At 69.4% G+C, this 13714-nt stretch carries 17 protein-coding genes; 9 read left to right on the top strand and 8 right to left on the bottom strand.

The genetic code is table 11. From position 1 onward, the window contains the following. The first annotated feature begins 134 nt into the window (after nucleotides 1–134). From QIS99_RS28950 to QIS99_RS28935, 4 genes are all read left to right on the top strand, one after another. Complete coding sequence (locus QIS99_RS28950) at nucleotides 135–296, top strand: DUF4177 domain-containing protein (protein ID WP_242720387.1); 162 nt, start codon at nucleotides 135–137, stop codon at nucleotides 294–296. After that, entirely contained in the window at nucleotides 293–760 is a 468-nt protein-coding gene (locus QIS99_RS28945; RefSeq protein ID WP_282516668.1) for a RidA family protein, read from the top strand. The genes QIS99_RS28950 and QIS99_RS28945 overlap by 4 nt, the downstream gene beginning before the upstream one ends. Before the next feature lie 71 nt (nucleotides 761–831). After that, nucleotides 832–1869 (top strand): NUDIX hydrolase, encoded by a 1038-nt coding sequence (locus tag QIS99_RS28940; protein WP_282516667.1) that lies wholly within the window; start codon nucleotides 832–834, stop codon nucleotides 1867–1869. Further along, on the top strand, nucleotides 1866–2696 hold the full coding sequence (locus tag QIS99_RS28935; protein ID WP_282516666.1) for an MBL fold metallo-hydrolase: 831 nt from the start codon (nucleotides 1866–1868) through the stop codon (nucleotides 2694–2696). Before QIS99_RS28940 ends, QIS99_RS28935 begins: the two co-directional genes overlap by 4 nt. A gap of 166 nt (nucleotides 2697–2862) precedes the next feature. Here QIS99_RS28935 and QIS99_RS28930 read toward each other — a convergent pair whose 3' ends face one another. Further along, nucleotides 2863–3537: a Crp/Fnr family transcriptional regulator gene (locus QIS99_RS28930; RefSeq protein WP_282516665.1), complete on the bottom strand. Its 675-nt coding sequence runs from the start codon at nucleotides 3535–3537 to the stop codon at nucleotides 2863–2865. A gap of 324 nt (nucleotides 3538–3861) precedes the next feature. On the opposite strand from QIS99_RS28930, the gene nth reads away from it, so the two are divergent. From nth to QIS99_RS28915, 3 genes are all read left to right on the top strand, one after another. Continuing rightward, entirely contained in the window at nucleotides 3862–4872 is a 1011-nt protein-coding gene (gene nth / locus QIS99_RS28925; protein WP_408909658.1) for an endonuclease III, read from the top strand. 184 nt (nucleotides 4873–5056) lie between these two features. After that, nucleotides 5057–5767 carry an NUDIX hydrolase gene (locus tag QIS99_RS28920; RefSeq protein ID WP_282516663.1) on the top strand — a complete coding sequence of 237 codons (711 nt, stop codon included), beginning with the start codon at nucleotides 5057–5059 and terminating at the stop codon, nucleotides 5765–5767. Between the two features lie 103 nt (nucleotides 5768–5870). Beyond that, nucleotides 5871–7070, top strand: a complete 1200-nt coding sequence (locus QIS99_RS28915) for a MarP family serine protease (RefSeq protein WP_282516662.1) — start codon at nucleotides 5871–5873, stop codon at nucleotides 7068–7070. A 27-nt stretch (nucleotides 7071–7097) separates the two neighbouring features. Here the strand turns inward: QIS99_RS28915 and QIS99_RS28910 are convergent, their stop codons facing one another. From QIS99_RS28910 to QIS99_RS28900, 3 genes are all read right to left on the bottom strand, one after another. Next, nucleotides 7098–7289, bottom strand: a complete 192-nt coding sequence (locus QIS99_RS28910; protein ID WP_282516661.1) for a hypothetical protein — start codon at nucleotides 7287–7289, stop codon at nucleotides 7098–7100. A gap of 165 nt (nucleotides 7290–7454) precedes the next feature. Further along, nucleotides 7455–8468, bottom strand: coding sequence for an alpha/beta fold hydrolase (locus tag QIS99_RS28905; RefSeq protein ID WP_282516660.1), 1014 nt, complete (start codon nucleotides 8466–8468; stop codon nucleotides 7455–7457). Then, on the bottom strand, nucleotides 8465–8956 hold the full coding sequence (locus QIS99_RS28900) for a phage holin family protein (protein WP_282516659.1): 492 nt from the start codon (nucleotides 8954–8956) through the stop codon (nucleotides 8465–8467). Before QIS99_RS28900 ends, QIS99_RS28905 begins: the two co-directional genes overlap by 4 nt. Nucleotides 8957–9300: 344 nt before the next feature. Here QIS99_RS28900 and QIS99_RS28895 point away from each other — a divergent pair, with 344 nt between their 5' ends. Continuing rightward, nucleotides 9301–9945 (top strand): HAD family hydrolase, encoded by a 645-nt coding sequence (locus QIS99_RS28895; RefSeq protein WP_282516658.1) that lies wholly within the window; start codon nucleotides 9301–9303, stop codon nucleotides 9943–9945. Here the strand turns inward: QIS99_RS28895 and QIS99_RS28890 are convergent. The 4 genes from QIS99_RS28890 to QIS99_RS28875 form a co-directional block, all read right to left on the bottom strand. Then, nucleotides 9942–10793 carry an NAD(P)-dependent oxidoreductase gene (locus QIS99_RS28890; RefSeq protein ID WP_282516657.1) on the bottom strand — a complete coding sequence of 284 codons (852 nt, stop codon included), beginning with the start codon at nucleotides 10791–10793 and terminating at the stop codon, nucleotides 9942–9944. The genes QIS99_RS28895 and QIS99_RS28890 overlap by 4 nt on opposite strands. Further along, a complete protein-coding gene (locus QIS99_RS28885) occupies nucleotides 10790–11374 on the bottom strand; it encodes an ATP-binding protein (protein WP_282516656.1) in 585 nt (194 codons plus the stop codon). The genes QIS99_RS28890 and QIS99_RS28885 overlap by 4 nt, the downstream gene beginning before the upstream one ends. Further along, on the bottom strand, nucleotides 11371–12393 hold the full coding sequence (locus QIS99_RS28880; RefSeq protein WP_282516655.1) for an AAA family ATPase: 1023 nt from the start codon (nucleotides 12391–12393) through the stop codon (nucleotides 11371–11373). Before QIS99_RS28880 ends, QIS99_RS28885 begins: the two co-directional genes overlap by 4 nt. A 234-nt stretch (nucleotides 12394–12627) precedes the next feature. Next, the gene (locus QIS99_RS28875) at nucleotides 12628–12978 is read right to left on the bottom strand and encodes a GntR family transcriptional regulator (protein WP_282516654.1); all 351 of its coding nucleotides are present in this window, start codon (nucleotides 12976–12978) and stop codon (nucleotides 12628–12630) included. Nucleotides 12979–13442: 464 nt separating this feature from the next. Here QIS99_RS28875 and QIS99_RS28870 point away from each other — a divergent pair, with 464 nt between their 5' ends. Beyond that, nucleotides 13443–13628, top strand: coding sequence for a hypothetical protein (locus QIS99_RS28870; protein ID WP_282516653.1), 186 nt, complete (start codon nucleotides 13443–13445; stop codon nucleotides 13626–13628). Nucleotides 13629–13714: the final 86 nt, after the last annotated feature.

Below are 13714 nucleotides of genomic sequence, written 5' to 3'. Positions count from 1 at the left end.
GCCTAATTCCTCGCCGCGCGGGGCGTCGGCTCCGGGGGCGATCACGGTCGCGTTCGGGCAGTGAGGTCCGTTACGCCGCGTACGTGGCGCACGCCCGCGCGGAGCTGTCAGAGGCAGGCATTACAGTCGCCCGTATGACCAAGTGGGAATACGCGACCGTGCCCCTTCTCGTGCACGCGACGAAGCAGATTCTGGACACCTGGGGCGAGGACGGCTGGGAGCTCGTCCAGGTCGTCCCCGGCCCCAACAACCCCGAGCAGCTGGTGGCCTACCTGAAGCGGGAGAAGCAGCTGTGAGCGGGGCGGTAGAGGCGAAGCTCGCCGAACTCGGCCTGACCCTGCCGGAGGTCGTCCCGCCGATCGCCGCGTACCAGCCGGCGGTCCAGTCCGGGGTGTACGTGTACACGGCCGGGCAGCTGCCCATGGTGGACGGCAAGCTTCCGCAGGTCGGCAAGGTCGGTGGCGAAGTCACCGCCGAGGACGCCAAGGAACTGGCCCGCACCTGCGCGCTGAACGCCCTCGCGGCGGTCAAGTCGGTCGCCGGTGACCTGGACCGGATCAAGCGGGTCGTGAAGGTCGTCGGCTTCGTCGCCTCGGCCACCGACTTCACCGGCCAGCCCGCCGTGCTCAACGGCGCGAGCGAACTCCTCGGCGAGGTCCTCGGCGACAAGGGCGTGCACGCGCGGAGCGCGGTCGGCGTCGCGGTGCTGCCCCTGGACGCGCCGGTCGAGGTCGAGCTGCAGGTCGAGCTGCAGGACTGAGCCAGTAGCACGGAGATCGTGATCGTCGGCCGCCCCTCGAACATCCGCGCCACAGCGGATAGCCTCCGCCCATGGCGAATGGGCAGTGGTATCCACCCGAGTGGCCGGACCGTATGCGTGCGCTCGCGGACGGCACCCTGACGCCGGTGCCGCCGCGCCGGGCGGCCACGGTCATGCTCCTCAAGGACACCGAGGCCACCGAGGCCACCGAGGCCACCGAGGCCACCGAGGCCACCGAGGCCACCGAGGCCACCGAGGCCACCGAGGCCACCAAGGACACCAAGGACACCCGGGACACCCGGGGAGGCGAGGGCGCCGGGGCCGCGCTCCCCGGGGCCGGTGGCATCGCCGTACACATGCTGCGCAGACGCGCCTCCATGGCCTTCGCCGGGGGCGCGTACGCGTATCCGGGCGGCGGCGTCGACCCGCGCGATCACGAACGCCTCGTCGCCTGGGCAGGACCGGACCGCACCGAGTGGGCCGCGAGGCTCGGCGTCAGCGAGGCGACCGAGGCCCAGGCGATCGTCTGCGCCGCCGTGCGCGAGACGTACGAGGAGGCGGGGGTGCTGCTCGCCGGCCCCGCGCCCGACTCCGTCGTGTCGGACACCACGGGCGCCGACTGGGAGGCCGACCGCGAGGCACTCGTCCGCCGCGACCTCTCCTTCGCCGAGTTCCTGGACCGCCGCGGCCTGGTCCTGCGCAGCGACCTGCTCGGCGCCTGGACGCGCTGGATCACCCCCGAGTTCGAGCCCCGCCGCTACGACACCTGGTTCTTCGTCGCCGCGCTCCCCGAGGGCCAGCGCACGCGGAACGTGTCGACGGAGGCCGACCGCACGGTGTGGATCACCCCCGCCGAGGCCGCCGCCGGCTATGACCGCGGCGAGCTCCTGATGATGCCGCCGACCATCGCGACGCTCCGCCAGCTCCGCGCGTACAACACGGCCGACGCTGCCCTCGCCGCCGCGGCGGGCCGGGACCTGACGCCCGTGATCGCCCAAGCCCGCCTGGAGAACGGTGAGTTGGTGCTCACCTGGCCCGGGCACGCAGAGTTCACCAAGTACCTCCCGGCCGCGCACGACGGCCCGAACGCCGAGGGACCCTCCGCATGACCGAAGCCGCCGCCCTTCCCGGCCAGCCGCGCGGCGGGGTGCTCTCCGGCCCCGCCACCGACCGCACGATCAACGTCCTCGCCCCGAACCCGTCGGCGATGACGCTCGACGGCACCAACACCTGGATCGTCGCCGAGCCGGACTCGGACCTCGCCGTGGTGATCGACCCCGGGCCGCTCGACGACGACCACCTGCGCCAGGTCATCGGCATCGCCGAGCAGGCGGGCAAGCGGATCGCCCTCACGCTCCTGACGCACGGTCACCCCGACCACGCGGAGGGCGCGTCCCGCTTCGCGCAGCTCACCCGTACGAAGGTCAGGGCCCTGGACCCCGCCCTGCGCCTGGGCGACGAGGGCCTGGGCGCGGGCGACGTGATCACTACGGGCGGCCTGGAGCTGCGCGTCGTACCGACCCCGGGCCACACCGAGGACTCCCTGAGCTTCCATCTCCCCGCCGACCAGGCCGTGCTGACGGGCGACACGATCCTGGGACGCGGTACGACGGTGGTGGCGCACCCCGACGGCCGGCTCGGCGACTACCTCGACTCGCTGCGCCGACTGCGGTCCCTGACGGTGGACGACGGCGTGCACACGGTGCTGCCGGGACACGGGCCGGTCCTGGAGGACGCGCAGGGCGCCGTGGACTTCTACCTCGCCCACCGCGCCCACCGCCTCGCCCAGGTCGAGACGGCCGTGGAGAACGGCCACCGCACCCCGTCCGACGTCGTCGCCCACGTCTACGCGGACGTGGACCGCTCCCTGTGGCCTGCGGCGGAACTGTCCGTACGGGCGCAGTTGGAGTACTTGCGGGAGCACGGCTTGATCTGAGGCTTGAGGGGCTTGAGGGGGCTTGAGGTGGCCTCGAAAGGGGCGCGGGGCCCTGCGCGAAAGCCCGGCCACGACGCAGCGTCAGACGAACGAAAACGGGGCCCCACCGGCACCCGGTGGAACCCCGCAACGTTCAAACAAGAGCAACCCGCGGCCAACCCCGCGGCTAGCGAGACCGCTTGGCCAACCGCTCAACGTCCAGCAGAATCACCGCACGAGCCTCAAGCCGCAGCCAGCCACGCCCGGCGAAGTCCGCCAGCGCCTTGTTGACCGTCTCGCGGGACGCGCCGACCAGCTGGGCCAGCTCCTCCTGCGTGAGGTCGTGCACCACGTGGATGCCCTCCTCGGACTGCACGCCGAAGCGGCGCGACAGGTCGAGCAGCGCACGGGCCACCCGGCCGGGCACGTCCGAGAAGACCAGGTCGGACATCTGGTCGTTGGTCTTGCGCAGGCGCCGGGCCACGGCGCGCAGCAGCGCGGAGGCGACCTCGGGGCGGGCGTTCAGCCAGGGCTGGAGGTCGCCGTGGCCGAGGCCGAGGAGCTTCACCTCGGTGAGGGCGGATGCGGTGGCGGTGCGCGGGCCCGGGTCGAACAGCGACAGCTCGCCGATCAGCTCACCGGGGCCGAGGACGGCGAGCATGTTCTCGCGCCCGTCGGGGGAGGTGCGGTGCAGCTTCACCTTGCCCTCGGTGACCACGTACAGGCGGTCACCGGGGTCGCCCTCGTGGAACAGCGCTTCGCTGCGTGCGAGGGTCACCTCGCTCATGGAGGCGCGCAGCTCCGCCGCCTGCTCGTCATCGAGCGCCGCGAAGAGCGGGGCGCGCCGCAGAACGTCGTCCACGAGTTTCTCTCCTATGTCGACCTGCTACCGGGGTCCGTGGTCCCCATGATGCCGGACGGTCCAAACAGTGTGATCAGTCACAAGTTTGCCGTACCGGTGTGGCGTCCTGTGCGACAGGGGGCCCAATCGGGGTCTGTTCCCCGGGGTCACCGGCGGATGTCAGTGGCTGGCTTTACTCTGGCCGAGTGTCCATTACGCCGGTGAGAGCGCGGGACGAGGGGGGCTGGGACGGTGGCGGAGCGCGGGGATTCCGCTGTGGGCGAACAGCTTTCGGGGAGCGCGAAGAAAGCGGCAAAACGGACGAACGGGGAGGGTGTGGAGAGAGTGCCAGCGAAGAAGGCCACGACGGCGACGAAGCGGGTTGCGGCGGCGAAGAGGACGGCGAAGAAGGCGACGCCCCCTCAGAAGTCCACCACCGCCAAGCCGACCGAGAAGACGCCGACGGCCACCAAGAAGACGCCGACGGCCACGAAGAAGGCGACGGTCACGAAGAAGGCGACGGTCACGAAGAAGGCGACGGCCACGAAGAAGGCGGCCCCCTCCAGCAAGCCCGCCCTTAAGATCTCTCAGCCCGAGTCCAGGCTCTCCCTCGTCCGTCGCGCCCGCCGCATCAACCGCGAGCTCGCCGAGGTCTATCCGTACGCCCACCCGGAGCTGGACTTCGAGAACCCCTTCCAGCTGCTCGTCGCCACGGTGCTCTCGGCGCAGACCACCGACCTGAGGGTGAACCAGACGACGCCGCGCCTCTTCGCCGCGTACCCGACCCCCGAGGACCTCGCCGCCGCCAACCCGGAGGACGTCGAGGAGCTGATCCGGCCGACCGGCTTCTTCCGTGCCAAGACCAAGTCGATCATGGGTCTCGCGGCCGCCCTGCGGGACCGGCACGGCGGCGAGGTGCCCGGCCGCCTGGCGGACCTGGTCAAGCTCCCGGGCGTGGGCCGCAAGACGGCGAACGTCGTCCTGGGCAACGCCTTCGGCGTCCCCGGCATCACCGTCGACACCCACTTCGGCCGCCTCGTACGCCGCTGGAAGTGGACCGACTCCGAGGACCCGGAGAAGATCGAGGCGCTGATCTGCGACATCTTTCCGAAGAGCGACTGGACGATGCTGTCGCACCGCATCATCTTCCATGGCCGCCGCATCTGCCACGCCCGCAAGCCGGCCTGCGGAGCCTGCCCCATCGCCCACCTCTGCCCGGCGTACGGCGAGGGCGAGACGGACCCCGAGAAGGCGCAGAAGCTCCTGAAGTACGAGAAGGGCGGCCTGCCCGGCCAGCGCCTGAAGCCCCCGCCGGACTACCCGGGCACCGCCGCGCCCCCGCTGGCGGCCGGATGACCCGTCCGCGAACGAAGGCGATACGAGACCGAGCGCCACGGGTGCGAGGCCGGGTGTCCCGGACACGAGGCCGGGTGCCCCGGACACGAGACCGGGCGCCCCGGACACGAAGCCGAGCGCCCCGGGGGTGGAACGAACAGGGCGCTCCACGACGTTGTGAAGCCATGGACGGACGGGGGTGCCCATGACACGTGGGCCACACGCAAGCGAGACGTACGACGCCGCGGTGACGGTGAGCAGTGAAGGCCTGCCCGAGTGGCTGAAGCCGGTCGCGCACGCCGCGGCCACGGTGCGGCCCGCCGAGCTGAGCCGCTTCCTGCCGCCGGAGAACGGCGAGGGCAGGCAGTCCGCGGTGCTGATCCTGTTCGGCGCGGGCACCCCGGAGACGGGCCCCGAGCTGCTGCTGATGGAGCGGTCCAGCGCCCTGCGCTCGCACGCCGGCCAGCCCTCCTTCCCCGGCGGCTCCCTCGACCCGGAGGACGGTGACCCGCTGACCACGGGCCCGCTGCGTGCCGCGCTGCGGGAGGCCGAGGAGGAGACCGGCCTCGACCCGGCGGGCGTGCAGATCTTCGGCGTGCTGCCCAGGCTCTACATCCCGGTGAGCGGCTTCGTGGTCTCGCCCGTACTGGCCTGGTGGCGCCGGCCGAGCCCGGTCGGCGTCGTCGACCCGGCCGAGACCGCGCGGGTCTTCACGGTCCCCGTGGCACATCTCACGGACCCCGCGAACCGTGTGACGGCCGTGCACCCGCGTGGCCACAAGGGGCCCGCGTTCCTCGTGGGATCCGCTCTGGTCTGGGGTTTCACCGCCGGGATCATCGACCGGCTGATGCACTTCGCCGGCTGGGAGAGACCCTGGGACCGCTCGAACGAGGTCCCTCTCGACTGGCACGCATGACAGGCTTGGGCCCGCGTGCCGGACGGCCGCACCCGATCGCGGCACGAGGCCGGACAACCGAGACACGAGATCGAACAGATGATGCGAGGCGAGGACTAATTCGGTGAACGTGCTGGACATACTGCTGCTCGTCGCCGCCGTGTGGTTCGCCATCGTCGGGTACCGCCAGGGCTTCGTCGTCGGCATCCTCTCGGTGATCGGCTTCCTCGGCGGCGGTCTGGTCGCCGTGTACGTACTGCCGGTGGTCTGGGACGCCCTCACCGACGAGCAGGAGGTCGGCACCACGGCCGCGGTCGTCGCCGTCGTCGTGGTGATCGTCTGCGCCTCCGTCGGCCAGGCCTTCACCACGCACCTGGGCAACAAGCTCCGCAGATACATCACCTGGTCCCCGGCCCGCGCCCTGGACGCCACCGGCGGCGCCCTCGTCAACGTCGTGGCGATGCTCCTGGTCGCCTGGCTGATCGGCTCCGCCCTCGCCGGTACGACGCTGCCGACGCTCGGCAAGGAGGTGCGCAACTCCAAGGTGCTGCAGGGCGTCTCTGCGGCGCTGCCCAGCCAGGCCAGCACCTGGTTCGCGGACTTCTCCTCGGTCCTCGCGCAGAACGGCTTCCCGCAGGTCTTCAGCCCGTTCTCCAACGAGCCGATCACCGAGGTCCAGGCCCCCGACCCGAAGCTGCGCGACAGCCCGGTCGCGGAGCGCGCCAAGGACTCCATCGTCAAGGTGGTGGGCACGGCCACGAGCTGCAACAAGGTCCTGGAAGGCACCGGCTTCGTCTTCGACGAGCACCGCGTCATGACCAACGCACACGTGGTCGGCGGAGTCGACGAGCCCACGGTCCAGATCGGCGGCGAGGGCCGGCGGTACGACGCGACGGTCGTGCTCTACGACTGGGAGCGCGACATCGCCGTACTGGACGTGCCGGACCTGCGGGCCAGACCGCTGCAGTTCACCGACGAGGACGCGACGAGCGGCGACGGCGCGATCGTCGCCGGCTTCCCGGAGAACGGCGCGTACGACGTCCGCTCCGCCCGCGTCCGCGGCCGCATCAACGCCAACGGCCCGGACATCTACCACCGCGGCACCGTCCAGCGCGACGTCTACTCGCTGTACGCGACGGTCCGCCAGGGCAACTCCGGCGGCCCGCTGCTCACCCCGGACGGCAAGGTCTACGGCGTGGTCTTCGCCAAGTCCCTGGACGACCCGGAGACCGGGTACGCGCTGACCGCCGACGAGGTCCGTACGGACATCAAGCTCGGCAGCACCGCGAACCAGCAGGTCGACACGGAAGGCTGCGCCCTCTGAAGCCGTAAGGCGGCGTGGGTCCGGGCGTCAGTCGCGAGCGGTGTGCCGCAGCCGCGCCGAGACCCAGCGGGCCCTGCGGCGGAGGATGCGGGGAATCCCCATGCCCGCTTGCGCGGGGTGCTCGGGGCGACCCGACGGGCCACCCCGCTGCTGGGAGCTCAGCGCTGCGGCCGAGCGGCGATTGCGTGCTGCGTCACTGTAGTCGTGCGTCCAGCCCATACCCGGACGTCTGCCCGTGGCTCATGGTCGGTAACCGCACCCACCGCGCCCAATCGGCCTATGCGCGGGGCAAGTGGCCGTTCGAAGAACGGCAGTTCGCTTCCGCAGTGCGGTAGTGACGGTAGTGCGGTAGTGCGACGGGCGGCGAACGGACCGTCAGAACCGCTACCGGTCCGGTTCCGCGTCCTTCAGCCAGTTCACCAGCTCCGTGGAGAACGCGACCGGGTCCTCCTCGTGCGGAAAGTGCCCGAGCCCGTCGAACAGCCGCCAGCGGTACGGCGCTTCGACGTACTCACCGGAGCCCGCCGCGCTGCGCGTGCGCATCACCGGGTCGAGCGAGCCGTGCAGATGCAGCGTCGGCACCCGCACCGGCCGCTTCATCCGCCGGTTGAACTGGATCCCGTCCGGCCGCGCGAGCGAGCGCACCATCCAGCGGTACGGCTCGATCGAGCAGTGCGCCGTAGACGGAATGCACATCGCCCGCCGGTACGTCTCCACCGCGTCGTCCTCCGGCAGCTGCGGCCCCGACCAGTCCCGGATCAGCCGGCCGACCAACGCGCCGTCGTCCGCGACGAGTTGCCGCTCCGGCAGCCACGGCCGCTGGAAGCCCCACACGTACGAACCGGCCGCGGTCTGCTTGACGTCGGAGAGCATCGCCGAGCGCCAGCGGCGCGGGTGCGGCATCGAGGAGACCGCGAGCCGGCGCACCAGCTTGGGCCGCATCACCGCCGCCGTCCACGCCAGATAGCCGCCGAGGTCATGGCCGACGAGCGCCGCGTCCGGCTCGCCGAGGGAGCGGACCACGCCGGTGATGTCGAGCGCGAGGTTCGCCGGGTCGTAGCCGCGCGGGGTGCGGTCGCTGCCGCCCACCCCGCGCAGGTCCATGGCGACGGCCCGGAACCCGGCGTCGGCCAGGGCCGTCAGCTGGTGCCGCCACGTCCACCAGAACTGCGGGAAGCCGTGCAGGAGCAGCACGAGCGGCCCGTCGCCGACCTCCGCGATGTGGAAGCGCGCGCCGTTGGCGGCCACGTCGCGGTGGATCACCTCGCGGTCGCCGGGGATGCCGATCCGTACGACGGAAGGCGGCGGGGCGGAGGAGGCGGCCGGGGTGGCCGGGGTGGCCGGGGTGGCCGGGGTGGCCGGGGTGGCCGGGGTGGCGGGTGTGGCGGGTTCCGTCATGAGGACGAGCGTGCCACAGGCTTCGCGTCCGCAGCCTTGTCCATGCTCAGACCCGTGGTAGAGGCGGGGACGGGCCGCGGATGCGGCTTGACGTTCTGCAGGACGGCGGCCGTCTCCTTGGCCGAAGCGACCGTCTTCTGCGGGCCCTTGCCCTTCTTGGCCTTCTTGAACATGACGAGCCCGATCAGCGCGAGCAGCGCCGCGACGAGCACGTTGGCCGCGAAGGAGAGCAGGAAGCAGACGGACAGATGCCAGTCCGTCCACGCGTGGATGCCGTACGCGAGGGCGAAGCTCAGCATCGGCAGCGAGAAAATCAGCACCGCCACGGCCGCGATGAACGCACCGCTGCCCATCCCGGCCCGCTTGACGTCCTGCCGCAACTGCGCTTTGGCCAGCGCGATCTCGTCGTGCACCAGCGCGGACATCTCGGCGGTCGCCGAGGCGACCAGCTGCCCGAGGCTGCGGTCGGCGCCTTCGGCTGCGCTCATCGCTGTCTCCCTCTGCATTTCTCGACGGTGGCTGTCTGTACCGGTGCCCGGTTTTCGCGGCGGCACCGCGCCCTGTTGTCCGGGCACCGCGCCCTGTTGTCCCGGCACCGCGCCCTGTTCTCGCAGCGGCCTGTGTCAGATCATGCCCGACTGTCGCGCGCCGCGCTGCGCCAGGGGCTTCATTCGGTGGCCCGTCTCTGGCATGCGGTCGAGTGGTCGCTGTTGGTTGTTGTTGGTCAACCCGGGGCGGCGCCGGACGGCCCACAGACGGCCCAGCGCGGTCCCGCCTCGGCAATCGCGCACGCCGCTGAGCTGCACCGCGTGCGGCGGGTAACGTCCGTCGAGTGCTGGCTCTCTTCGACCTTGACAACACCCTGATCGACCGACAGGGCGGGCTGGACGCCTGGGCGGCCGACTTCGCCCGCTCGCGCGGGCTGCCGGAGACAGCAGCGGCGCTCGTACGTACTCGCCTGCGTGACCGGGCGTATCCCGATGACTTCGTTTACCTGCGTGAGGCCCTGGGGCTCCACGACGACGCGGCGGAGCTGTGGCGTGAGTACATCGACGGCGTAGCTCGGTCCGCGCACTGCTTTCCTGGCGTGCGACAGAGCCTCTCAGCGCTCCGCGCCGAGGGATGGACGCTAGGGATCGCGACGAACGGCGCGGTCGACATCCAGCGCGCCAAGCTCGACGCGAGCGGGCTCGCCCCGCTCTTCGACGCGGTCACCATCTCGGCAGGCGTGGGCGCGCGGAAACCAGAGCGCGCCTTGTTCGACGCTGCCGCCACAGCGTGTGGCATCCCGCTGAGCGCTGGAGGGTGGATGGTTGGCGACAACCCGGACACCGACATCGCAGGGGCGCGAGCTGCCGGATTGCAGACCGTATGGGTGGCTGGTGAGCGCGAATGGACCGATGGCCCCCACAGGCCCGACATTGTCGTGTCGAGCGGAGCGGAGGCCATCGAAGCGCTGCGGAGGTGGACCAGCTAGACCGGTCTGTGCGGCGGTGCTGAGTGAAGCTCTTCGAGAGTAAGCACCAAATCGGGCGAGGCGTCTTTGAGACCTTCCCAGCGATCCAGAACCGCGGCGGCAGCGTCGGACAGCTCCGAGGGCAGGTCGACCTCGGAGAGCGCGTGTGCCGCTTCCCTCATCTCCGGGCCCCATCGCCACGCCCGAGCCGCGACCTTGGGGAAGTAGTCCGTCTCCGCTAGATAGCTGGTCGTACGCCCCTGAGCGATATCGAGCAGCTCAGCCTCTACCCCATGCTCACTTGCGAGCGCGTACGCGACAGCGGCAAGTACGCGGCTCGCCTTCTGGTAACTACTGTACGAAAGCTTCAGGGCGGAGGCTTGTCCGATGCCCCCCGCCAGTAGCCGCGTCTGAACCGCGCTCCCCGAGAACAGTCGAACAACCCTCGGCAGATCCTCGCTCGGCCCCGAGAGGTACAGGCGCGGGCTCTTCGACTCGGATGGCGGCGATCCGACCACCGCGCCATCAATGACCGTGGCTCCGGACGACCTTAGAATGCCACTGATTCTCGCCACCGTCGCGGGAGAGACGGCGTTCCCGTCGACATAGATCCCGGCGTAGGAGCACGCCGCCACGGCACTCGCCACGTTCTCCGCAGCAGCGGGCGGGCACAGGCTCAGGATGATGTCGGCTCGGTCGGCCATCTCATCAAGTCCGCCCACGGGCGAGAGGCCGTACCGCTCGGCGCGATCCTTCGTGCCCTGGCCGCGCCCGTCAGGGCACCAAAGGACTTCCGCCCCGGAACGCCGCGCCTGAGCCGCGATGGCGGCGCCCATGCTGCCGGGATGCAGAATGCCGACGACTGTCACCCGACAAGTTCCCTGATGTTCTGCTCCTCGGCCGGCGCACCTTCTGAGAGAGCCTTGGTGATGGCTTGGGCTGACTCGGTCGGGTTGAGCAAGTCGGTTCTGAGGACGAGGGTCCACGGTTCGGCCGCGTGCGCCAAAAGGTCTTCCCGGGTCTCGTGCCAGACCTTCACGCGGGCATCAACATCTTTGTCGCCGCGGCCGATGGAACGTGACTCGGTGGCTGTCAGGGCGCACCACAGGAGCACCCTGACCCAGTGCAGTGGGAATGCGGCCACTGCTGTGGCGCCGACCACCTGCCCCATGTGGAGAACGGGAACGCGGCCTGAGTCGGCAAGGGCCGCGACGCCTTGCCGGTCGATGGCGTACTCGGCGTCGTATCGAGCGTTCCGGTAGAGGAGTTCACCAGCGCGGGACAGTTCCTCAATGTGGTTCACCGTGGTGAGCCTGTAGCCCGTCGTACGACCAGGCCCGGCCTTGAGCCGTTCGAAGAGCGCGAACTCGGGTCGAAGCCGCGTGAGTTCAGAAGTGATGGTGTCCTTGCCTGAACCAGGAGGGCCGTACAGGATGACGCCGGACTTCACAGGGCACCTCCACTCAGCACGTCGCGCGCTTCGTCAACGAGGGCTACAGCGGCGCCGAGCCGGTTGTCCACGACGAAGTGGGGCCCTTGAGGTCGCATCTCCAAGTTCAGCGTCGCGACGTAATCGTCCCACGCTTCCATCTTCCAAGCGTCGCGAGCGGCACCCCGGAACTCGATGTACTCGCGCATGGATTCAGGGTCACATTCGACCCAGATGGTTGCGACCGAAACACGCTTCGAGCGGCAGCGATTCTGGAAACGCTGCATCCACTCGGTTTGCGAAAACTCCGAGATGAACGGGGCGTCGAGGATTGTGGAAATTCCGCAATCCACGTTGTCCCACGCCGCTTCCATGAGGCAACGGTATTCGAGAGGGCGAACCTTCTCGCGATACAGAGCGGAACTCCGGTCGTGAGCCTCGCCGCCAAGCGCGACCAACAGTTGATCCACCAGCGGGCGTGTCAGTGAGTCCTTATCCAGGATCGGCCATCCGGTCAGCCCACCGAGGAACTTGGCGAACTCCGACTTACCGGAGCCAGCGAAGCCGCCGACCAGTACGACGGTGGGGCCATCGGTGACACCACCACTTGTGCGGCGACGCCAGGCATCAAGTACCCGGCTTCGAAGCATCCCACCGTCGACATCGTCGGTGCCCTCCCGAATGCTGCTCAGCGCGCGCTGCACGGCTTCTGGCTGATCGTCTTGTGATTGCCCTCGTGGGGCAGGGAGTAGGACAGTGGCGGACTCCACGGGGGCATCCTCTCCGGGCAGCGCTCGGCGGAAGCCAAGTTGGGCTTCATTCCGTCGATAGAGTCGGCAATAGGCCCGGCGGTAATGCGGACCCGGATAGACCGACCCTTTCTCGTGACCCCAGATGGTTTGGAAGTTTGCGGCAATATTGAATCCATGACGCTCCGCGATTTCACGGAGCTTTTCACCCGTGTCTTCCAGGGTGAGCCCGATCTCCTTGCGATGCTTGCGCAGGAGTTCAGGATTCCATTCCGGGTTATGCCGAGCCATCTGCCCCTCCTAGATAGCTTCTCGTCGCCGCGAGTGTAGCGGCCCGAGTAGGCCCATGTAACTGGGCGATAGAGCTTGTATAAGCGGATGTATAAAAGCGCTGAGGCTTTGTCAGGTAGCGGGACGTGATACCGGTTTCGACCCTGCGGCGGTGAACTAGAACACACACCGAACGAGGAGGTGCACATGGCCCATGCCGCAGACACTCAGACCCGACGTCAACCCACTGGAAACTCAGTCCCCTTCGAGGGTCGCGACGCGCCGACGCAGCTCCCCGACTTCGGTGCGCAGCTTCTCAACTTCCTGGCGCAACTCGGCCATGGTCCCGACCGGATCAGCGAGTTGGGCGGTGCGTGCGGCATCCGGCGTAAGGAAGGCGCCCTTGCCCTGGTGACTCACTGCAAGTCCATCCGTCGTGAGCTGACGGATGGCGGAGCGGGCAACGGTGACCGTCACTTCGTATCGCTCCTGGATCTGAGCGAGCGACGGAAGCTGCCCGGACTCGGCGAACTCATCATCCGCGATACGCCGCCGCAGGTCATCAGCCACCTGCTGGTAGGCGAACTTGCCGGTCCACTCGACCATCTGCACCCCAAGTCTCGTCTCTGTCTCTGCCTCATAGTGCCCAAGCCTCAGAGGTAGAACCAGCGCTCCTTACTCCTTGTTCCGCAAGGGGACTTGACGCACTCTGCCTCACAGTGCACTCTGAGACACAGCTGAGTGAGTGACCGGCCCGCAAAGGCTGGGAGCTTGCGAAGCCGCTTGACCTGCAAGAAAGGGCCCCTACAGGGGTCATGAGGCCCTGCTTCGGTGGGGGCGAGGGACCCGGACCCCTTGGCAGTCCGGAGGGCTTAGACCGAAAGGTCACGTCTCCATACGCCTTCGCCGGGAGCTCGGGTTCCCGAAGGAGACATCAGCAACGCCTCAGCCCCGACTCAGCCGTGATGGGTGGCGGATCGAATCCGCTGTCGGGGCGCTGCCCCGCCGCTTATGCGGTGTGAGGGCTGCACGGCACCTTCCATGCTCACTCTTCGATCAAGGGAGTTCCCATGCTGAAGATCGGCTGGTCCGCCTTCGCGACCAACACCAAGACCGGCAAGCGGGTCTACCTGACCGGCCACACCACGGCCAACAAGCGAGTCCCGGCCAGGCACTACGAAGAGAAGATCCGCCGCGACCTCGCGGCCGAGGGCTTCAGGAACGCCACGATCCACCTCACCCACCACCAGGGCTGACCACACACCGCATCCCCAACGGCGAGCGCCCCCGGAGCGGCTACTCCGGGGGCGCGGTAGGGCCGTTGCTCGCTTGCTAGGGAGAT

The organism is Streptomyces solicavernae, assembly GCF_029968095.1.
Lineage (GTDB): Bacteria > Actinomycetota > Actinomycetes > Streptomycetales > Streptomycetaceae > Streptomyces > Streptomyces solicavernae.
The sequence above is the reverse complement of the archived record's forward strand: the minus strand, read 5'-3'. Positions and strand labels throughout refer to the sequence as shown.

Bases quoted from the DNA above. Each gene is read 5' to 3' on its own strand.
- QIS99_RS28940 (WP_282516667.1), top strand. From the start codon at position 832: ATGGCGAATGGGCAGTGGTATCCACCCGAGTGGCCGGACCGTATGCGT.
- QIS99_RS28950 (WP_242720387.1), top strand. From the start codon at position 135: ATGACCAAGTGGGAATACGCGACCGTGCCCCTTCTCGTGCACGCGACG.
- QIS99_RS28935 (WP_282516666.1), top strand. From the start codon at position 1,866: ATGACCGAAGCCGCCGCCCTTCCCGGCCAGCCGCGCGGCGGGGTGCTC.
- QIS99_RS28905 (WP_282516660.1), bottom strand. From the start codon at position 8,468: ATGACGGAACCCGCCACACCCGCCACCCCGGCCACCCCGGCCACCCCG.
- QIS99_RS28900 (WP_282516659.1), bottom strand. From the start codon at position 8,956: ATGAGCGCAGCCGAAGGCGCCGACCGCAGCCTCGGGCAGCTGGTCGCC.
- QIS99_RS28880 (WP_282516655.1), bottom strand. From the start codon at position 12,393: ATGGCTCGGCATAACCCGGAATGGAATCCTGAACTCCTGCGCAAGCAT.
- QIS99_RS28870 (WP_282516653.1), top strand. From the start codon at position 13,443: ATGCTGAAGATCGGCTGGTCCGCCTTCGCGACCAACACCAAGACCGGC.
- QIS99_RS28910 (WP_282516661.1), bottom strand. From the start codon at position 7,289: ATGGGCTGGACGCACGACTACAGTGACGCAGCACGCAATCGCCGCTCG.
- QIS99_RS28920 (WP_282516663.1), top strand. From the start codon at position 5,057: ATGACACGTGGGCCACACGCAAGCGAGACGTACGACGCCGCGGTGACG.
- QIS99_RS28875 (WP_282516654.1), bottom strand. From the start codon at position 12,978: ATGGTCGAGTGGACCGGCAAGTTCGCCTACCAGCAGGTGGCTGATGAC.